This is a genomic window from Vibrio glycogenivorans, assembly GCF_051660965.1.
Classification (GTDB): Bacteria; Pseudomonadota; Gammaproteobacteria; order Enterobacterales; family Vibrionaceae; genus Vibrio.
The window spans coordinates 21,794-42,680 of the sequence record NZ_JBPVIS010000013.1 but is presented as its reverse complement, the minus strand read 5'-3'; the positions used below and the strand labels follow the sequence as shown (position 1 = coordinate 42,680).

Sequence of the window (20,887 nt, the reverse complement as noted above, 5' to 3'; positions counted from 1 at the left end):
CATATTTATTCTGGAGGTTGTCTTGAGCAAGTCAGCACTGTTGGTCCTAGAAGATGGGACAGTGTTCCACGGAGTTTCCATTGGCGCAGATGGTTCGTCCGTTGGTGAAGTCGTTTTTAATACCTCAATGACGGGGTATCAAGAGATCCTCACTGATCCTTCTTATTCTCAGCAAATCGTTACCCTTACTTACCCTCACATTGGCAATACCGGAACTACTTCCGAAGACGAAGAATCTTCTTCAATCCACGCCCAAGGCCTTGTGATCCGCGATCTTCCTCTTATCGCTTCTAACTTCCGTAATGAACAGTCTCTTTCTGATTACCTTAAGTCACAGAACATTGTTGGTATCGCTGATATCGACACGCGTAAACTAACGCGCATTCTACGTGAGAAGGGTGCTCAGAACGGTTGTATCGTCGCTGGTAACAACATCGACGAAGCACTGGCACTAGCGAAAGCCAAAGAGTTCCCAGGCCTGAAAGGCATGGACTTGGCGAAAGTTGTGACGACTAAAGAAGCGTACCCTTGGAAGCAAGGTTCATGGACGCTGACTGGCGGCCTGCCAGAAGCGAAAGATGACAGCGAACTGCCATTCCACGTTGTGGCTTACGACTTCGGTGCTAAGCGCAACATCCTGCGTATGCTGGTTGACCGCGGCTGTCGCCTAACGGTAGTACCTGCTGAAACCTCAGCAGAAGAGGTGCTAGCACTGAACCCAGATGGCGTGTTCCTATCAAACGGCCCTGGTGACCCAGAACCATGTACTTACGCGATTGAAGCGACCAAGGTGTTCCTAGAAAAAGGCCTGCCAATCTTCGGTATCTGTCTAGGTCACCAAATCCTAGCACTCGCGTCTGGTGCAAAAACGGTGAAGATGAAGTTCGGTCACCACGGTGCTAACCACCCGGTTAAAGATCTTGACCGCAACGTAGTGATGATCACCTCTCAGAACCACGGCTTTGCGGCTGATGAAGCAAGCCTACCTGAGAACCTACGTGCGACTCACGTATCGCTATTTGATGGCTCATTGCAGGGTATCCACCGCACTGATAAGCCAGCATTTAGCTTCCAAGGTCACCCAGAAGCGAGCCCTGGTCCACATGACGCAGCGCCGCTATTTGACCACTTCATTGAACTCATCAAAGAACATAAAGCGTAAGTTGGAGTAGTAAGAGAATGCCAAAACGTACTGACTTAAAAAGTATTCTAATTCTAGGTGCTGGCCCGATCGTTATCGGCCAGGCATGTGAGTTTGACTACTCTGGTGCTCAAGCTTGTAAAGCACTGCGCGAAGAAGGTTACCGAGTAATTCTAGTTAACTCGAACCCTGCGACTATCATGACTGACCCAGATATGGCTGATGCAACTTACATCGAGCCAATCCAATGGGAAGTTGTGCGCAAGATCATTGAGAAAGAGCGTCCAGATGCAGTTCTACCAACCATGGGTGGTCAGACTGCGCTTAACTGTGCTCTAGACCTAGAGAAGCACGGCGTACTGGAAGAGTTCGGCGTAGAGATGATCGGTGCGACTGCTGACGCGATCGATAAAGCGGAAGACCGTTCTCGCTTTGATAAAGCGATGAAATCTATTGGCCTTGAGTGTCCTCGCGCTGATACGGCGAAAACCATGGAAGAGGCTTACAAAGTCCTCGATATGGTCGGCTTCCCATGTATCATTCGCCCTTCATTTACCATGGGTGGTACCGGTGGTGGTATCGCGTATAACAAAGAAGAGTTCGAAGAGATCTGTCGCCGCGGTCTAGATCTGTCTCCAACCAACGAGCTTCTCATCGACGAATCGCTGATCGGTTGGAAAGAGTACGAGATGGAAGTAGTACGCGACAAAGCGGACAACTGTATCATCGTATGTTCTATCGAGAACTTCGACCCAATGGGTATCCACACGGGTGACTCAATCACTGTGGCGCCAGCACAGACTCTGACTGATAAAGAGTACCAGCTAATGCGTAACGCATCGCTAGCAGTACTGCGTGAAATCGGTGTAGAGACTGGTGGCTCAAACGTACAGTTTGGTATCAACCCGAAAGATGGCCGTATGGTTATCATCGAGATGAACCCACGTGTATCTCGCTCTTCAGCGCTAGCATCTAAAGCAACTGGTTTCCCAATCGCGAAAATTGCGGCGAAACTAGCTGTAGGCTTTACCCTAGACGAGCTACAAAACGACATCACAGGTGGCGCGACTCCAGCTTCATTTGAGCCAACCATCGACTACGTTGTGACTAAGATTCCTCGCTTTAACTTCGAGAAGTTCGCGGGCGCTAACGATCGTCTAACTACGCAGATGAAGTCTGTAGGCGAGGTAATGGCTATTGGTCGTAACCAACAAGAGTCACTACAAAAAGCACTACGCGGCCTAGAGGTTGGCGTGAACGGCTTTGACGAGATGGTTGACCTTGATGCCCCTGACGCACTGACTAAGATTCGTCACGAGCTGAAAGAAGCAGGCGCTGATCGTATCTGGTACATCGCGGACGCATTCCGTGCCGGCATGTCTGTAGAAGGCGTGTTCAACCTAACGGCTATCGACCGTTGGTTCCTAGTTCAAATTGAAGAGCTAGTTAACCTAGAGAACGAAGTGAAGGCAGGTGGTTTCGCTGGACTGACTCAAGACGTTCTACGCAAGATGAAGCGCAAAGGCTTCTCTGACGCACGCCTATCGTCAATCCTTGGTGTGTCTGAGAGCGAAATTCGTCGTCTACGCGACCAGTTCGATATTCACCCAGTATACAAGCGCGTTGATACCTGTGCGGCTGAGTTCTCTTCAGACACGGCTTACATGTACTCATCTTACGATGAAGAGTGTGAAGCGCAGCCAACTGATAAAGACAAGATCATGGTTCTTGGCGGTGGTCCAAACCGTATCGGTCAAGGTATCGAGTTTGACTACTGTTGTGTACACGCATCACTCGCACTGCGTGAAGATGGCTATGAGACCATCATGGTCAACTGTAACCCTGAGACAGTTTCTACCGACTACGACACCTCAGATCGTCTGTACTTCGAACCAGTTACTCTGGAAGATGTACTATCAATCGCACGTGTTGAGAAGCCAAAGGGCGTTATTGTTCAGTACGGTGGTCAGACACCACTGAAACTGGCTCGTGCACTAGAAGCGGCTGGCGTGCCAATCATCGGTACTAGCCCAGATGCTATCGACCGCGCAGAAGACCGTGAGCGCTTCCAAGTAGCTGTTGATCGTCTAGGTCTGCTACAGCCAGAGAACGCGACAGTAACGACGCTTGACCAAGCGGTTGAGAAGTCGCGTGAGATCGGCTTCCCACTGGTTGTACGTCCTTCTTACGTACTAGGTGGTCGTGCGATGGAAATCGTTTACGATGAGCAAGACCTACGTCGCTACTTCAACGAAGCAGTAAGTGTTTCTAACGAGTCTCCAGTTCTTCTTGATAGCTTCCTAGATGATGCGGTAGAAGTTGACGTCGACGCTATCTGTGACGGCGAGCGCGTTGTTATCGGCGGTATCATGGAGCACATCGAGCAAGCGGGTGTTCACTCAGGTGACTCGGCATGTTCTCTTCCAGCTTACACGCTAAGCCAAGAGATCCAAGATGTAATGCGTGAGCAAGTTGAGAAGCTGGCGTTTGAGCTTGGTGTTCGTGGTCTTATGAATACTCAGTTCGCGGTTAAGAACGACAAGGTTTACCTAATCGAGGTTAACCCTCGTGCTGCACGTACCGTACCGTTCGTATCAAAAGCGACTGGCGCACCACTAGCGAAGATCGCTGCACGTGTTATGGCAGGTCAATCTCTAGAGTCTCAAGGCTTTACTAAAGAGATTATCCCACCATACTACTCAGTGAAAGAAGTGGTTCTACCGTTCAACAAGTTCCCAGGTGTTGACCCACTACTCGGCCCTGAAATGCGCTCTACTGGTGAGGTAATGGGTGTTGGTGCAACGTTTGCTGAAGCCTACGCAAAAGCAGAGCTTGGTTGTGGTAATGTTTACCCTGAGGGTGGTCGTGCACTACTGTCTGTTCGTGAAGGCGACAAGCAGCGCGTTGTAGACCTAGCGTCTAAGCTGACTAAGCTTGGCTACCAGCTAGATGCGACGCACGGCACGGCAGTTATCCTTGGCGAAGCGGGTATCAACCCACGCCTAGTGAACAAGGTACACGAAGGTCGTCCACACATTCTTGACCGTATCAAGAACAACGAGTACACCTACATCGTTAACACGGCTGCTGGCCGTCAAGCGATTGAAGACTCAAAAGTACTTCGTCGTGGCGCTCTAGCTGAGAAAGTGAACTACACCACAACGCTAAACGCGGCGTTTGCAACTTGTATGGCTCACACGGCTGACGCTAAAGTGTCAGTGACTTCTGTTCAAGAGCTGCACGCTCAGGTGAACAAAGCGTAAGTCACTTAAGACTGACTAATCAAACCCGCTCTTTATGAGCGGGTTTTTTATTATCTATGAAGGGACGTGCTCAGAACCGCTCAGGGGCTCAGGAGCAAGGGGCGGGTTACACTTCGTTCCGAGGTGCGAGGATTCATTTCGCTTTCATTCCCTCATATCCAATTACCGCACCACACAAATATGTTTATGTCAGCATACGGGGAGCCTTTGTGTTGCCATAAAGATACCTTCCTAGCTCGTGGGCCTCGGCAAGCTGGTTGGGGAACCTCACAAGAGATTATCCTTTTCCGATCTGAGTCGAGTTCATATTTTGCTATTAGTAGGGCTTAGGTTCAGCCAAAAGGGGAATTCACAGCGGTATCCCAGTTTCTAATGGAAAGCGCTAGTGGTTTTCGGCGTGACGTAGCGTTGCTTGCTAGAGTCTTAAGTTAGTATTCAGTAAGAGGCTCTAAAGTCTAATTAGGTCCAAGACGCGTGGGAAAGGTTTAAGTTGATAATAATGAATAGCAATGAGAAGGGGACTATTAGCATGGATAAAGAGCGACTAGGTCCTTGACCTTCTTGAAGCAAACTGAAGATTTTTCTCGCTTCTCGAGCGAAAAGAAAAAAAAGCCCACCTTATATGTAAGGTGGGCTTCAATATACGTGTGTTTGATTATGCTGTTAGCGCGAGAATCAAACCTGGTAGAAGGACAAAGATTGATAGTAGGTAGCCTGCTACAACCAGTTTGTTCTTCACGGCGAGTTCAGCGATGTAATCTGCGCCTTTGACTGGGATTTCACGTAGTACTGGTATCACGAAGATAACCAAAGTTGCTAATACGTTGAACACCAAATGAACCAGAGCGATTTGTAGGGCGAAGACGGCGAACTCACCGGTAACCGCGGTTGCTGCGAGTAGTGCTGTGATACAGGTACCGATGTTTGCACCTACGGTAAATGGATATACCTCACGCACTTTAAGTACGCCTGAGCCAACAAGTGGAACAATTAGGCTGGTTGTGGTTGAAGAAGATTGAACCAAAACAGTAACCACAGTGCCTGATGCGATACCGTGAACAGGGCCACGACCAATCGCGCTCTTTAGGATGTCACGTGCACGACCAACCATCAGTTTCTTCATTAGTTTACCCATTACGGTAATGGCGCAGATGATGGTCACAATACCCAAGGCAATCAGTACGATGCCACCGGTCGTTGAACCTAGACCCGCAAGTGGCGCTTGTACCGCAGAAACAACTGGCTTGGTCAGTGGGCCGATGAAGTTTAGGCCTTTCATACTGATATCGCCCGTCGACATAAACGGTGATACCAACCAATGAGAAATTTTATCCAGAATTCCGAACATGATCTCAAGTGGTAGGAAGATCAGTACCGCTACCAAGTTGAAGATGTCGTGAATGGTCGCACTAGAGAATGCGCGCTTAAATTCGGTATTACAACGAACGTGGCCAAGGCTCACCAGCGTATTGGTCATCGTGGTACCGATGTTCGCACCCATTACCATTGGGATAGCGATTTGTACTGGCAAGCCGCCGGCAACCAGACCAACAATGATTGAGCTCACTGTGCTTGAAGACTGAGTCAGAGCAGTCGCCACAAGGCCAATCATTAGGCCCGCAATTGGGTGAGATGCAAATTCGAACAGGGCCTTAGCCTGATCGCCAGTTGCAAGTTTGAAGCCGCTACCTACCATCGATACCGATACAAGTAGCAAGTACAACATGAATGCCAAGTTTGCCCAGCGCAACAGGTTAGACTTTGCTGACACTGGTGCCGCTGTCGTGTTCGCTTGGTTAATCATAATTATCTCCGTGTGGCCAATGTGCTTTGTTTGTGACCGTGTGTTTAATCTGAGGGCGATGTTAGGCAATGAATATGTCATTTATATGACAGAATTAAGTGAGGGGATGATTAAGTTTGTTGCGCAACAAATTGGTTGGGTAAGTTGTTATTTTATAATGATTATTTGTGGTTTTGTAACGATGAAATTTTGCCAAAAAAATCTGTGAAGTATGACAGCTTCTATTATTGTTTTTCGGTATTTACACTCCGTTTGGCTCTTTGATTCGGTTTTGACGAATTTATGGCTGTAACATAGATAATAGGTAAAATGACTCAGCAAAAAGCAAACATGAAAGATACGACTCGGCTGCTCAAACAAACAGCATAAGTATCAGTAAAATTGATATGTTTTATATCGCTGGCTGATAAATTCTCGTTGATAGGTATAATGTCGATTATCTTTTTGACCAGCAGAGCGGCTTCGCAGTAAATGTCACACCTCAATTACAATCACCTCTACTATTTTTGGATGGTTTGCAAACAAGGCTCCGTTACCAAAGCCGCCGACGCACTGTTTTTGACCCCACAAACGGTCACCGGTCAAATCAAGGCGCTTGAAGAGCGTCTAGACGGTAAGTTGACCAAGCGAAATGGCCGCAGCGTTGAGCCGACTGAGCTTGGCCAGCTGATCTTTAAGTATGCTGATCGCATGTTTGGCTTGAGCTATGAGATGCTGGATATCGTCAACTACAGTCAGCGCTCTAACCTGCTGTTTGATGTGGGGGTTGCGGATGCGTTATCGAAGCGCCTGGTGAGTAAGATCTTGATGTCGACAGTGCCTGATGACAACAGCATTCACCTGCGCTGTTTTGAGTCAACCCATGAGATGTTGCTTGAGCAGTTATCTCAGCACAAGTTGGATATGATTTTGTCTGACTGTCCGGTGGACTCAAGCCAAAGTCCTGGCCTGTTTAGTAAGAAGCTGGGTGAGACTAAGATGAGCTTCTTCTCGATCGGAGAGATCGACATCAGTAACTTCCCGGCGATTTTGGAGGAGAAGAAACTGCTTATTCCAGGCAGCCGTACCTCAATGGGACGGAAGGTGATCCAGTGGTTTGACCGCCAAGGACTGACGCCAAACATCTTGGGTGAGTTTGACGATGCGGCGCTGATGAAAGCGTTCGCGACCTATCATAATGACGCATTGTTTCTGGCACCGACCGTCTATCGCTCAGAGGTAGAGAAAGAAACGCCACTGCAGATCGTCGGACATCTTGATGAGATCCGTGAGGAATACTACGTGATCTTCGCTGAACGTATGATTCAGCATCCAGCTGTTAAGAATATCTGTGATGCCGATTATTCGGCGTTGTTCCAGTAAAGCGCGTAAGGAGCAGTGATGGATATCGAGCTGATGCAGCAGCAGTCTGCCGCCGCGGTAGTGGTACTCAAGGCGATGGCCAATGAGCGCCGCTTGCAGATACTTTGTCTACTGCATGAACAAGAGCTGTCGGTAGGGCAGCTTTGTCAGCAGATGGCGCTGAGTCAATCCGCGTTATCTCAACATCTCGCCTGGCTAAGGCGCGACGGTTTGGTGGCAACACGTAAAGAGGCACAAACGGTCTACTACACCTTGAGCAGCGGCGAGGTGAAAGCGCTTATCGCCACCTTACATCAGCTTTACTGTCAGTAGAGCTGTATAAGTTGGACAAAATTTAGATATAAAAAAACCGGCCAAGGCCGGTTTTTTTCTTCACTGGAAATCGAAGTTCTATTAAAGAGCTTTGATTTGTGCAGCGAAACGAGACTTGTGACGAGCAGCTTTATTCTTGTGAATAAGGCCTTTAGTCGCCATGCGGTCTAGTAGAGGTGTAACTGCAGCGAATGCAGCAGTTGCAGCTTCTTTGTCGCCTGCTTCGATAGCAGCAACAGTTTTCTTCATGTAAGTGCGCATCATAGAACGACGGCTAGCGTTGTGCTGGCGACGTTTCTCAGCTTGGATAGCGCGCTTCTTAGCAGATTTACTATTTGCCAAGGGTCTAACTCCCAAAAACTTAGTTCGGTGACAATTTAAGGGCAGGGACTATCCCTCATACGCGCTTAAATGTCAAATGATTTGTGCAAAAACCACTCGCTACCAAACAAATTTTGGTAAGAAAAGGTCTTCACGGTTAAGATGGCGGGGATTCTATCAGTATTTTTACACCAATGCTAATACTTATCTGCTCTTCGCTGGAGATTCATGTCAGTATAGAAAGAGTTGCTGGGTAAAGTTATTAATAAATAGAGGTAAAAGTGAGTAAACGTCTTCTCAAGTCAGGCATGATTGTCAGTGCCATGACGTTGATATCGCGTGTTTTGGGTCTGGTCCGCGATGTCGTAGTGGCCAACTTGATGGGCGCCGGAGCCAGTGCGGATGTGTTCTTCTTCGCCAATAAAATCCCCAACTTTCTGCGACGTTTATTTGCCGAGGGCGCCTTTTCACAAGCCTTCGTTCCGGTATTAACCGAATATCACGCCAGTGGCGATATGGACAAAACCCGCCAATTGATTGCCCGCGCTGCTGGCACGCTGGGGGTGATTGTCTCTATTGTTACCCTGTTAGGGGTACTGGGTTCAGGTTTGGTCACGGCGCTGTTTGGCTTTGGTTGGTTTCTTGATTGGGTCAATGATGGTCCGTCGGCGGGTAAGTTTGAACTGGCGAGCTTTATGCTTAAGATCACCTTCCCTTACCTATGGTTCATCACCTTTGTCGCTTTGTCAGGGGCAATCCTCAATACGTTAGGTAAATTTGCCGTCTCCTCATTCACTCCGGTCTTTCTGAATGTGATGATCATCCTTAGTGCTTGGCTGATTGCGCCGCAACTTGCCCAGCCAGAGATTGGCCTAGCCATTGGGGTCTTCCTAGGTGGTCTGACTCAGTTTGTGTTTCAAATCCCCTTTTTGATCAAGGCGGGTGTGATGGTCAAGCCTCAGTGGGGGTGGCGCGATCCTGGTGTGGTTAAGATCCGCACCCTGATGATCCCCGCTCTATTTGGTGTCTCGGTCAGTCAGATCAACTTACTGTTTGATACCTTTATTGCCAGTTTCCTTCAGACCGGCTCGATAAGCTGGCTGTACTATTCAGATCGCCTGCTTGAGTTTCCTTTAGGTCTATTTGGCATTGCCATTGCGACGGTTATCTTGCCTGCGTTATCACGCAAGCATGTGGATGCGCAGGGTGAGGGGTTTGCTCACACCATGGACTGGGGGGTGAGAATGGTAATGCTGCTCGGTATTCCTGCGATGCTCGGTTTGATTGTGCTGGCTAAGCCAATGCTGATGGTGCTGTTTATGCGCGGTGAATTCGGCCCGCAGGATGTCCATCAGGCGTCTTTGTCTTTGACCGCTTATGCGGCGGGTCTGCTCAACTTTATGCTTATCAAGGTGTTAGCTCCCGGTTACTATTCGCGCCAGGATACTAAAACGCCGGTTAAGTTTGGCATTATCGCCATGGCATCGAACATGGTGTTTAATGCCATCTTTGCTTGGTTCTTTGGCTACGTAGGCCTTGCGATCGCCACAGCCCTTTCTGCCTTGGTTAATATGACCTTGCTCTACTGGGGGCTGCATCGTGATAAGATCTACCAATTGACCAAGCTGACGCTAATCTTCGTTGCTAAGTTAGTCATTGCAGGTGCGGTGATGGTGGCATTGCTGCTTTGGCGACTAGAAGAGATGACGGTGTGGCTCGAGTGGTCGTTGACTCATCGAGTACTCTCATTGGGTCTGCTCATTGCCATGGGCGCGGTGAGTTACCTCGTCTCATTGGGCTTACTCGGTGTTCGATTGCATCATTTAAAGGCAATCACTGAATGATACAAGACAGGTCGGCGGTGTTTAGTATATAATCCGGCAGTTTCACGTAATGCGATTAACAGGTCATAGTAGATTCCAATGGAATTAATTCGTGGTATTCATAACCTTTCCCCGCAACATCACGGCAGTGTGTTGACGATAGGGAACTTTGATGGCGTACATCTTGGGCACCAAAAAGTGCTCGAGCAAGTAACACAGCAAGCAAAATTGCTGGGGTTGCCATCAACGGTAATGACCTTTGAGCCACAACCTTTGGAGCTGTTTGCGCGCGATAAAGCGCCAGCACGCCTGACTCGATTGCGTGATAAGTTTGTTCAACTGAGTAAGTTGGACATTGATCGGCTGCTGTGTGTCAACTTTAATCGCCACTTTGCTAGCCTGTCGGCAGAGGCGTTTATCCAAGAGCTGCTGATCAAACGATTGGGGGTAAAGTTCCTGGTCGTTGGTGATGACTTTTGTTTTGGCAAGGGGCGGGAGGGCAACTTTGCCATGCTCCAGCAGGCCGGACAAGAGTATGGGTTTGAGGTGGTAAGCACACGGAGTTTTTGTCTTCAGGAGCAGCGCGTAAGTAGTACCGCTATCCGTGAAGCACTGGCGAGCAACCACCTCGCTGCGGCGAAGCAGATGCTGGGTCGAGATTACAGTATCAGCGGTCGTGTTGCCCACGGGCGAAAGCTAGGACGAACCATAGGGTTTCCTACTGCAAATATCCCACTCAAGCGCTGCGTATCGCCAGTCTCTGGGGTGTTTGTGGTTGAGGTCCATGGGATAGCAGACACACCTATCGGCGGTGTTGCCAATATCGGCCAACGCCCGACTGTGAATGGTGTGCGCCAACAATTAGAAGTGCACTTGTTTGATTTCCATGCCAATCTGTATGGGAAACAGCTTGAGGTGTCGCTTCTACACAAGCTTAGAGATGAGCAAAAGTTTGCATCTTTTGCCCTTCTCAAACAACAAATTGAATTGGATGCTGAGGCAGCAAGGGTGTGGCTGCGTCAGCTTGAAGACCAAGTGGTTTAGTTCGCTGCTTGGCATAATGTCTAACTGTCACCCAACACAACGGAATCAAGAATCGATGAGTGATTATAAAGATACCCTGAACTTACCTGAAACAGGGTTTCCAATGCGCGGTAATCTGGCCAATCGTGAGCCAGAGATGCTGAAGCGTTGGTACAAAGAAGACCTTTACGGCGAGATCCGTAAAGCGAAGAAAGGCAAGAAATCTTTCGTTCTACACGATGGTCCTCCATACGCGAATGGTGACATCCACATTGGTCACGCGCTAAACAAGATTCTTAAAGACATTATTATTAAATCCAAAACACTTTCTGGTTTTGATGCGCCGTACATTCCTGGTTGGGACTGTCACGGTCTACCAATCGAACTAATGGTAGAAAAGAAGAAAGGCAAGCCAGGTCAAAAGATCTCTGCGGCTGAGTTCCGTGAAGAGTGTCGCAAGTACGCGGCAGGCCAGGTTGAGGGCCAAAAAGAGAGCTTCAAGCGCCTGGGTATCATGGGTGAGTGGGACAAGCCATACCGCACGATGGACTTCGATACCGAAGCGAACATCATCCGTGCGCTGGGCAAGATTGCCTCAAACGGCCACCTGCTAAAAGGCTTTAAACCTGTTCACTGGTGTACTGATTGTGGCTCGGCGCTTGCTGAAGCAGAAGTGGAGTACAAAGACAAGGTATCACCGTCTATCGACGTGCGCTTTAAAGCGGCAGATGAAGCGGCTCTTTTGTCTAAGTTTGCTCTCGCTGGCGATCACCAAGGTCAAGGCGATATCTCGATCATCATCTGGACGACAACTCCTTGGACGCTGCCTGCCAACCGTGCGGTGTGTCTACGTGACGACCTTGAGTACGTGCTGATCCAAACTGAGGGCGATAACCCTGAGCGTATCATCGTGGCTTCTGAGCTAGCGAAGGATGTGATGGATCGCGCCGGTATTGAGCACTTCCACAACCTTGGTTTTGCTAAAGGTGCAGACCTTGAGCTGTCTCAGTTTAACCACCCATTCTACGATTTCACTGTCCCTGCGATCCTTGGCGATCACGTGACGACAGACTCAGGTACCGGTGTGGTTCACACGGCGCCTGGCCACGGTCAAGAAGACTTCGCAGTCGGCCAGAAATACGGCCTAGAGGTGGCGAACCCTGTAGGTTCAAACGGTGTTTACCTGCCAGATACTGAGCTATTTGCCGGTCAGCACGTGTTTAAAGCCAACGACGCGGTAGTCGAAGTGCTAAAAGAGCGCGGCGCACTGTTGCATCACCACGCATACGAGCACAGCTACCCACACTGCTGGCGCCATAAGACGCCAATCATCTTCCGTGCAACACCACAGTGGTTTGTATCGATGGATCAAGCGGGTCTGCGCGCGAAAGCACTTGAGTCAATCAAGAACGTTGAGTGGATGCCGGAGTGGGGCGAGAGCCGCATTGAGGGCATGATTGAAGGTCGCCCAGAGTGGTGTATCTCTCGTCAGCGTACTTGGGGTGTGCCAATCGCTCTGTTTGTCCACAAAGAGACCGCTGAGCTTCACCCAGATACGCTTGAGCTGATCGAAAAAGTTGCCAAGCTAGTCGAAGAGAAAGGCATTCAAGCGTGGTGGGATGTGGATGCGGCTGAGCTTCTTGGCGCAGACGCAGACAACTACGAAAAAGTCCTCGATACGCTAGACGTATGGTTTGACTCAGGTGTGACTCACTTCTCTGTGGTTGACTCACGTGAGGAATACAACGGCAATGCAGCGGATCTGTACCTAGAAGGTTCTGACCAACACCGCGGCTGGTTCCAGTCTTCTCTGATCTCATCGATTGCGATGAAAGACGAAGCGCCATACAAGCAAGTGCTAACCCACGGTTTCGTTGTTGATGGCCAAGGCCGCAAGATGTCGAAATCAATCGGTAACGTTGTGGCGCCAAAAGATGTGACTAACAAGCTAGGTGCCGACATTCTGCGCCTATGGGTGGCGTCAACTGACTACACCGGCGAAGTTGCAGTATCGGATGAGATCCTAAAGCGCTCGGCAGATGCTTACCGTCGTATCCGTAACACGGCGCGCTTCTTCCTAGCCAACCTAAATGGCTTTAACCCTGAGACAGACATCGTTCCTGCAGAAGAGATGGTGGCACTGGATCGCTGGGCTGTAGGCCGCGCGTTAGCTGCTCAAGAAGAGATCGTCAAAGCTTACGGCGAGTACAATACTCACGCGGTAACTCAGCGACTGATGCAGTTCTGCTCGATTGAAATGGGCTCGTTCTACCTAGACGTGATCAAAGACCGTCAGTATACAGCGAAGAAAGGCGGCCACGCTCAGCGCAGCTGTCAGACCGCACTGTACTACATCGTCGAAGCACTAGTGCGCTGGATGGCCCCAATCATGTCGTTCACTGCGGATGAAATCTGGAACCAGATGCCAGGCGAGCGCGATACCTTCGTGTTTACCGGTGAGTGGTTTGAGGGTCTATTTGGCCTAGCGGAAGGCGAAGAGCTAAGCAACGAGTTCTGGTCTGAAGTGCAAGCAGTTCGTGGCGCAGTGAACAAGCTGCTTGAAGCGGCGCGTACTGAGAAAACCATTGGTGGTGCGCTACAAGCGGAAGTGACCCTGTTTGCTGATGATGCACTTGCAGCGAAGATCAACAAGCTTGAAGACGAGCTACGTTTTGTCCTTCTGACTTCTGCTGCGACAGTGAAGCCATTGAGCGAGAAGACGGAAGCTGCCCAAGAGACGGATATTGAAGGTCTGTTTGTTGAAGTGAAAGCGACTGAAAACGAGAAGTGTGACCGTTGTTGGCACCACACACCAGACGTAGGTACTATCGAGGGTCACGAGAAGATCTGTGGTCGCTGTGTATCGAACGTTGATGGTGAAGGCGAAGCACGTAAGTTCGCTTAATCGACTAGGTTAGAATGGAGTAACAGCCCCAGTTTTTACTGGGGTTGTTTTTAGGAAGAATAATGAGTGAACAAGCGCTAACGTTGAAAAATTCAGGTATCCGCTGGCTTTGGCTAGCGGCAGTGATTTTTGTGGCAGACATTGCTATCAAGTTTGTGGTCATGGAAAACATGGGTTATGGCTGGTCAAACCGGATAGAGGTTCTGCCGTTCTTTAATCTGTTGTATGTTCATAACCATGGCGCAGCGTTTAGTTTCTTGAGCGATCAATCTGGTTGGCAGCGCTGGTTCTTTACTGCGATTGCCATTGGTGTGACCACGACGCTCGGCTACTGGATGAGCAAGCTACCAGCGAAAGAAAAATGGAACAACATTGCTTATGCACTGATCATTGGTGGTGCGATCGGCAACGTGTTTGATCGAATAGTGCATGGATTTGTGGTCGACTATCTGGACTTTTATGTCGGTAGCTATCACTGGCCAGCGTTTAACCTTGCTGACTCGACCATTTGTATTGGTGCAGCAATGATCATTCTCGACAGCTTTCGTAATAATAAGAGCACGAGCTGATCACGCAGGCATGGAATAACCACAGGCGCTGTCCGTTGATTCGGTCGGCGCTTTTTTATATAACGAGAACAGACAAGGAAGTACTCCGTGACAATCATAAAGAAAGACTCAGCAGTCACCCTGCACTTTACCATCAAGATGGCCGATGGCTCGGTCGCTGATAGTACCCACAATATGGGTAAGCCAGCCAAGTGCATCATTGGCGATGGTAGCTTAAGTGATAACTTTGAGCGTTGCTTGCTAGGGCTAAGTTCCGGTGAGCAAAGAAGCATCTCGCTCATCGCTGAGGATGCCTTTGGCATGCCCAACCCAGACAATATCCATCATATGGATCGCAACAAATTTGTTGGTGACGTGGATATTGAGGTGGGTAGTATCATGGCCTTTTCTGGTGCCGATGGCGTAGAGATTCCGGGTATTATCACTGAGATAGCAGGGGACTCAGTGACGGTCGATTTTAATCATCCTCTGGCTGGGCAAGATGTGACTTTTGAAGTGGAAATTTTGTCAGTAGAATAAGCATTAGTAAGAGAACCTCCGTGAGCAATAACATGAAAATCCTATTAGCTAACCCACGTGGCTTTTGTGCCGGTGTTGATCGTGCGATTAGCATTGTCGAGCGTGCCTTGGAAATGTATCAGCCGCCAATCTATGTCCGCCACGAGGTGGTGCATAACCGTTTTGTGGTGGAAGGCCTTAAGCAGCGCGGCGCTATTTTCGTTGAAGAGTTGAGCGAAGTGCCAGACGATAATATCGTGATCTTCTCGGCTCATGGCGTATCACAAGCGGTGCGCAAAGAGGCAAAATCACGTGCATTGACCGTGTTCGATGCCACCTGCCCATTGGTGACTAAGGTTCATATGGAGGTGGCTCGCGCCAGCCGCAAGAATATGGAAGTGGTACTGATTGGTCACGCTGGTCACCCAGAGGTTGAAGGCACTATGGGTCAGTATTACAGCGAGACAGGCGGAATGTATCTGGTTGAAAAACCAAATGATGTAGAGCGTTTGCTTGGTGTTGTTAAGGACGCGTCAAACCTGCACTACGTCAGCCAAACGACTCTCTCGGTTGATGAGACAGCCGATGTGATTGAAGCTCTGCGTCGAGTCTTCCCTGAGATCCAAGGGCCACGCAAAGACGATATCTGCTACGCGACTCAAAACCGTCAAGACGCGGTGCGTGACATCGCTGCTAAGGTAGATCTGCTGGTGGTTGTTGGCTCGAAAAACTCCTCAAACTCAACACGCCTTAAGGAGCTGGCCGAAAAGCTTGGCACCGAGAGCTATCTGACTGATTGTCCAGAGGACGTCCAGGAAGCCTGGTTCAATGGCAAGCAAAAGATCGGTGTGACGGCGGGGGCCTCCGCACCAGAAGAGCTGGTTAATAAGATCCTCAACCGCATTCAAGAGCTTGGTGCTGATAAGGTCGAAGAGATACAAGGCCGAGAAGAAAACATGTTTTTCGAGGTACCGCGCGAGTTGCAAGTGAAGCAAGTCGACTAACTCTGAGGGCAGCACTGGCTGCCCTTTTTTATGCCAGTCACATCTCGCTTAATTCCAGCATCCTCTCACTGACTAAGGCACTCGGCATTCCATCCCTAAGTAGGTCATCCATTCTCAAGATCCGTCGTTCGAGCGATTGATGCACCTTATGCGCATGTTGGTAGAGACTGCCCTTATTCGCCTCATAGCCTGAGGGAAAGGCGTCAACCTGCCAATTGACCCTTAAGCCATCGGCTAACCATACCGGTGCGGGTTCATTGTGCAGGCTATCGCATAAAACGACGACGATGTCAGGCGCAAACCCTGAGCGCTCGTCCCAAGAGTGGGCATAGTTGTGTGGGATGGGGAGATCGTGATCCTCTAAATAGGCCTTGACCATAGGATTGATTTTGCCAGTCGGGTGTGACCCGCCACTGGCAACCTCAAAGCGGTGTCGTGGCAGGTGTTTGATACTCACTGATTCAGCGATCACGCTGCGCCCCGCATTGTGTTTGCAGACAAACAGCACTTTATACATAGTTCCCCCTCCATAGTGATGGATGTGAAATCTATCTTAAGTCTAGCCGTTGCTGATGTGAGTTGCGTGTCTCCGGTAGCAAAAAGGCTCCCAGTGGGAGCCTTTACACCAGCTTACCTAAATTTAGGCGGTTTTGGTCACAGGTTTAGCTTGCTCATCATCAGCAAGATCATCCTCACCTTTGCCCTTAGAGCGCTTGATCACTGTGTAAGTCACCGTGAGAGTGAACAGACAGCCAGCAATGGTCGATACCACCATAGGCAGGCCAAAGCCCAGTGTGCTGTTGTTGAGGATAAAGGTCACGACCACAGTAGTCATAAACATCGCTGGTACCGTGGTGATCCAGTGCAGCTTGTTGTGACGCAGCAAGTAAGCCGAGGCTGTCCATAACATCATTACCGCCGTGGTTTGGTTGGCAAAGCCGAAGTAACGCCAGATAACCCCAAAGTCGACTTGAGTAAGAATTGCGCCGATAACAAACAGTGGGATGGCCATCATTAGGCGATTGCGCATTGAGCGCTGCTCAAGGTTGAAGTACTCGGCAAGGATCAAGCGGCTTGAGCGGAATGCCGTATCACCAGAAGTAATAGGCAGGATAACCACACCAAGGAAAGCGATGATACCGCCGACAACGCCCAGCAGTCCAAATGAAGCACCATACACCACGTTACCTGGGCCACCATTTGCTACTGCTTCACTTAGCAGTTCAATCGAGCCAAAGAACGAGAGGGCGATAGCACACCAGATCAGAGCGATAATACCCTCGCCAATCATTGCTCCGTAGAAGACAAAGCGACCGTTCTTCTCATTCTCCATACAACGTGCCATCAAAGGTGACTGGGTAGCATGGAAGCCTGAGATCGCACCACAAGCAATGGTAATGAACAGCGCAGGCCAGATAGGTAGATTGTTTGGATTCATGTTGGTGAACATATCACTTACCTCAAAGCCACCCATCACGGTGTGCTCGCTAGAGAAAGCAATCGCGCTGATAAGGCCCACTGACATGAAGATCAGGAGTGCACCAAACAGTGGATAGAAACGACCAATGATCTTATCAACCGGGACTATGGTCGCGATGATGTAGTAACCAAAGATGATCATCACCATGGTGCCCATCGATACGCTTAGGCTAGTCTGTTCATTGATCAAGTTTGTCAGCATACCAGCAGGTGCGGAAACGAAGACCACCCCAACTAAGAGTAATAGGACAATAGCAAAGATGTTCATAAAGTGTTTAGCGCTATTGCCTAGGTAACGGCCGGTAATTGAAGGTACAGAAGCACCACCGTTACGCACCGAGAGCATGCCAGAGAAGTAGTCGTGCACCGCACCGGCAAAGATACAGCCGATCACGATCCATAGCATGGCTGCTGGGCCGTAGAGGGCACCCATTATTGGGCCAAAAATTGGACCAACGCCGGCGATGTTGAGCAGTTGAACCAGGTACACCTTACCGGTCGACATCGGCACGTAATCGACGCCATCAGCATTGGTGTGGGCAGGGGTTTGACGAGCTTGATTGATGCCAAAGATCTTTTCAACAAAGGCACCATAGAAGAAATAGCCACCAATTAGCAGAGCGACACAGGTCAGAAACCACATCATAGCTTATATCCTTTCTTTAGGTTATTGATTTACTGGTTCCATACTAAAGTCTCTTGCTTAAGGATTCGCCTACAGCTTCGCTCAGTGGTTGCATGCCCTTTTTAGTGGCAATAGCTCAAATTAAGCGGTAATTGGTCTAATTGAGTGGTTTTTGCCACAGGGGAGTGATAGGTTTGACTGCAGTGTGAAAACGATAACACTAGGTAGACAAGGAGTAACAAATTCGATGAAACGACTAGGACTAGGTTTGGTAGTCTTGCTCGCAGGCTGCAGTGAAGGTGCTGATGGTCTCAACGCAAAGAAAAATTGGTATCAAGTCGGCTATGAAGAAGCGGTGCGAGGCCAAGTCTCGCGTTTGGTAAGACACGCAGATGAGTTGGGTAGCGAGGCAAACCGCGCCGACTATGAGCGTGGCTACTCTGAGGGCAACGAAGAGTTTTGTAAACCTGAAATGGCGTATATGATTGGATTCTCGGGTGTCTATTACCACGGCGTGTGTGAAGGCCGAGAAGATAGCCAGAAATTCCTGCTGGAATGGAAGCGGGGCTGGGCAGATCACGACTAAGGCTAGTACTGGGAGCTGCGTATGCTCCCAGTCTTATATCCAAGCAAATCTCGCTGATTTGGTATCACGAGATTGCTTGGACACAATTTGAGCTAGTCATCAGCGGGAGTGATTGCAGTGCGTAAAAAACCGTTACTCTCGTTCAGGCGTTGCCTCGCCTCTTCAACGCCCATACCGGTCAGTTGGATCAAGATAGCCAGCTTAACCTCGTATTGACTCATCTCTAGTGCAGCAACCGCGTCATTCTCAGCACACTCCGTTGCCTGCATAACAATGCGCACTGCTCTTGCTTCGAGTTTCTTATTGGTGGCCTTAACATCGACCATGAGATTCTGATAACTCTTGCCTATCTTGACCATGCTCGCGGTGGTCAGCATATTCAAAACCAATTTTTGTGCAGTACCAGACTTCATTCTGGTTGAGCCTGTCAGCGCCTCAGGGCCGACGACCGGGGAGATGGCGATATCAGCACAGGTGGCAATCGGTGATGCGGGATTGCAGGATAACGCAACAGTAGCAGCGCCAACCTGGTTTGCGTACTCCAGGGCGCCAATCACGTATGGGGTACGACCACTGGCAGCGATACCGACAACCACATCGACAGCGCTGAGCTGGTTATCTACTAGGTCCTGTTGACCGAGTTGAGCCGAATCCTCAGCCCCTTCTTGAGCGCGAAAAATGGCCTCATGACCACCGGCAATTAGCCCCACTACCATGGATTCATCCACGCCAAAAGTAGGTGGGCACTCAGAGGCATCGAGGATCCCTAGGCGTCCACTCGTGCCGGCACCGACATACAATAATCGGCCACCAGATTGAAAGGCACTGCTGATCACATCCACGGCTTGTGCAATTTGTGGTAACTGCTGTTCAACGGCGATGGGGACCAACTTATCTTGATGATTAATCGCTTTGACCAGCTCAAGACTACTCAAGGTATCAAGGTTCATGGTGTCGGGGTTGCGTCCCTCAGAGACTAGGTTAGCGAGGGTATTGAGTAGGGGATTATGACTCATAACAATCCTTAATAGCGGGATAGATCACCCCGAGCGAAGCCGGGCATCGAGCGCCGGTGACCGCGGGTAGATTACTGGGTAGATTATGCACTTTTTGCCGCGCTAGCCAAGCAAAGGCCATTGCCTCCATAAAGTCGGCGTCCACCCCCAAATCAGAGGTCAGTTTGAGCTGCCAATCTGGAAGAAGCGCCGCCAGTCGTTCGACTAATAACGGATTGCGCGCGCCACCACCGCATAAAGTGAGTCTGCATTGACGGCCTTGCTGATAGGGACTGACATGCAAAGCAATCGATTGAGCGGTAAATTCACACAAGGTGCGCTGCACATCGGCAGCGCTATCACCAGGCTCAAGCTGCGTCTCGAGCCAAGCAAGGTTGTAATGCTCACGACCGGTGCTTTTCGGTGCTGGCATGCTCAGGTATGGATCTGACAGTAACTGACGCAGCAAGCGTGGGATGAGGTTGCCTTGCTTTGCCAATGCGGCATCTTGGTCAAAAGGGGCGCCGGTATGCTTTTCGCACCAAGCATCCATAAGCATATTACCTGGCCCGGTATCAAAGCCAATCACCTCACCTTTGGCGGGTAAGACCGAAAGATTGGCTATGCCGCCAATATTAAGCACGATGTTGGTCGAGTCTTGTTGGCCAAATAGAAACTGATGAAAGGCAGGCACCAGAGGCGCTCCCTGACCACCGAGTGCCATATCGAGGCGGCGAAAGTCAGCGATGGTATCGATCCCCGTGATCGCGGCAATCAGATTGGCATCACCAAGCTGAATGGTGAACGGGTATTCGCCACTAGGCTGATGGTAGACGGTTTGCCCATGGTTGCCGATCGCGGTGATTTGTTCAGCGCATAGCCCGCTGCGCGTGAGTAAAGCGTTGACGGCATCGGCATACAAGTGACCAAGTTGGTGGTCGAGTAAACCGACGGCAGGCAGTGAGGTTGGCTGTCCGGTACACATAGCGAGCACTTGTTGGCGAATCGAGTTCGGGATCGGATGTTCGTGGCTTGCCACAAGCTCAATACTGGTGTCATCAATCGCGACTACCGCGGCATCGATACCGTCAAGGCTAGTGCCGGACATCAGACCGATATAGAGTTCACGCATACAAGGTTTCCCCACCTGAAAGCAAAAACCCATTGTAAAGCATTC

At 49.8% G+C, this 20,887-nt stretch carries 17 protein-coding genes; 11 read left to right on the top strand and 6 right to left on the bottom strand.

Going from position 1 to position 20,887, the window contains the following annotated elements; translation table 11 throughout:
- The first annotated feature begins 22 nt into the window (after positions 1-22).
- Together carA and carB are read left to right on the top strand one after the other, a co-directional pair.
- On the top strand, positions 23-1,162 hold the full coding sequence (gene carA / locus ACSTTG_RS20145; protein WP_438460962.1) for a glutamine-hydrolyzing carbamoyl-phosphate synthase small subunit: 1,140 nt from the start codon (positions 23-25) through the stop codon (positions 1,160-1,162).
- 17 nt (positions 1,163-1,179) lie between these two features.
- Positions 1,180-4,404, top strand: a complete 3,225-nt coding sequence (carB, locus tag ACSTTG_RS20140; RefSeq protein WP_438460963.1) for a carbamoyl-phosphate synthase large subunit — start codon at positions 1,180-1,182, stop codon at positions 4,402-4,404.
- A gap of 655 nt (positions 4,405-5,059) precedes the next feature.
- On the opposite strand, the gene ACSTTG_RS20135 is transcribed toward carB, so the two are convergent.
- Positions 5,060-6,205, bottom strand: coding sequence for a Na/Pi symporter (locus ACSTTG_RS20135; protein ID WP_438476035.1), 1,146 nt, complete (start codon positions 6,203-6,205; stop codon positions 5,060-5,062).
- A 474-nt stretch (positions 6,206-6,679) separates the two neighbouring features.
- Between ACSTTG_RS20135 and nhaR the strand changes: the two genes are divergently transcribed.
- Both nhaR and ACSTTG_RS20125 read left to right on the top strand, forming a co-directional pair.
- Entirely contained in the window at positions 6,680-7,570 is an 891-nt protein-coding gene (gene nhaR, locus ACSTTG_RS20130; RefSeq protein WP_438460965.1) for a transcriptional activator NhaR, read from the top strand.
- An 18-nt stretch (positions 7,571-7,588) separates the two neighbouring features.
- Positions 7,589-7,882, top strand: a complete 294-nt coding sequence (locus ACSTTG_RS20125) for an ArsR/SmtB family transcription factor (RefSeq protein ID WP_438460966.1) — start codon at positions 7,589-7,591, stop codon at positions 7,880-7,882.
- 81 nt (positions 7,883-7,963) lie between these two features.
- Here ACSTTG_RS20125 and rpsT read toward each other — a convergent pair whose 3' ends face one another.
- Entirely contained in the window at positions 7,964-8,224 is a 261-nt protein-coding gene (gene rpsT, locus ACSTTG_RS20120) for a 30S ribosomal protein S20 (protein ID WP_164647432.1), read from the bottom strand.
- Positions 8,225-8,484: 260 nt separating this feature from the next.
- Between rpsT and murJ the strand changes: the two genes are divergently transcribed.
- From murJ to ispH, 6 genes are all read left to right on the top strand, one after another.
- Entirely contained in the window at positions 8,485-10,047 is a 1,563-nt protein-coding gene (murJ, locus tag ACSTTG_RS20115) for a murein biosynthesis integral membrane protein MurJ (RefSeq protein ID WP_438476006.1), read from the top strand.
- A 78-nt stretch (positions 10,048-10,125) separates the two neighbouring features.
- Positions 10,126-11,070 (top strand): bifunctional riboflavin kinase/FAD synthetase, encoded by a 945-nt coding sequence (ribF, locus tag ACSTTG_RS20110; RefSeq protein ID WP_438460968.1) that lies wholly within the window; start codon positions 10,126-10,128, stop codon positions 11,068-11,070.
- A 55-nt stretch (positions 11,071-11,125) separates the two neighbouring features.
- Positions 11,126-13,954, top strand: a complete 2,829-nt coding sequence (gene ileS / locus ACSTTG_RS20105; protein ID WP_438460969.1) for an isoleucine--tRNA ligase — start codon at positions 11,126-11,128, stop codon at positions 13,952-13,954.
- Between the two features lie 62 nt (positions 13,955-14,016).
- Entirely contained in the window at positions 14,017-14,523 is a 507-nt protein-coding gene (gene lspA / locus ACSTTG_RS20100) for a signal peptidase II (RefSeq protein ID WP_438460970.1), read from the top strand.
- A gap of 87 nt (positions 14,524-14,610) precedes the next feature.
- Positions 14,611-15,042: an FKBP-type peptidyl-prolyl cis-trans isomerase gene (fkpB, locus tag ACSTTG_RS20095; protein WP_438460971.1), complete on the top strand. Its 432-nt coding sequence runs from the start codon at positions 14,611-14,613 to the stop codon at positions 15,040-15,042.
- 20 nt (positions 15,043-15,062) lie between these two features.
- Complete coding sequence (ispH, locus tag ACSTTG_RS20090; protein WP_438460972.1) at positions 15,063-16,025, top strand: 4-hydroxy-3-methylbut-2-enyl diphosphate reductase; 963 nt, start codon at positions 15,063-15,065, stop codon at positions 16,023-16,025.
- A 37-nt stretch (positions 16,026-16,062) separates the two neighbouring features.
- Here ispH and ACSTTG_RS20085 read toward each other — a convergent pair whose 3' ends face one another.
- Both ACSTTG_RS20085 and ACSTTG_RS20080 read right to left on the bottom strand, forming a co-directional pair.
- Positions 16,063-16,542 (bottom strand): arsenate reductase/protein-tyrosine-phosphatase family protein, encoded by a 480-nt coding sequence (locus tag ACSTTG_RS20085; RefSeq protein WP_438476004.1) that lies wholly within the window; start codon positions 16,540-16,542, stop codon positions 16,063-16,065.
- Positions 16,543-16,665: 123 nt separating this feature from the next.
- Positions 16,666-18,150, bottom strand: coding sequence for a carbon starvation CstA family protein (locus ACSTTG_RS20080; protein WP_438476003.1), 1,485 nt, complete (start codon positions 18,148-18,150; stop codon positions 16,666-16,668).
- Between the two features lie 226 nt (positions 18,151-18,376).
- Between ACSTTG_RS20080 and ACSTTG_RS20075 the strand changes: the two genes are divergently transcribed.
- Positions 18,377-18,715 (top strand): DUF2799 domain-containing protein, encoded by a 339-nt coding sequence (locus ACSTTG_RS20075; protein ID WP_438460975.1) that lies wholly within the window; start codon positions 18,377-18,379, stop codon positions 18,713-18,715.
- Between the two features lie 92 nt (positions 18,716-18,807).
- Here ACSTTG_RS20075 and murQ read toward each other — a convergent pair whose 3' ends face one another.
- Together murQ and ACSTTG_RS20065 are read right to left on the bottom strand one after the other, a co-directional pair.
- Positions 18,808-19,731, bottom strand: a complete 924-nt coding sequence (murQ, locus tag ACSTTG_RS20070; protein ID WP_438476002.1) for an N-acetylmuramic acid 6-phosphate etherase — start codon at positions 19,729-19,731, stop codon at positions 18,808-18,810.
- Complete coding sequence (locus ACSTTG_RS20065; protein WP_438476000.1) at positions 19,721-20,842, bottom strand: anhydro-N-acetylmuramic acid kinase; 1,122 nt, start codon at positions 20,840-20,842, stop codon at positions 19,721-19,723. The genes murQ and ACSTTG_RS20065 overlap by 11 nt, the downstream gene beginning before the upstream one ends.
- Between the last annotated feature and the right edge of the window lie 45 nt (positions 20,843-20,887).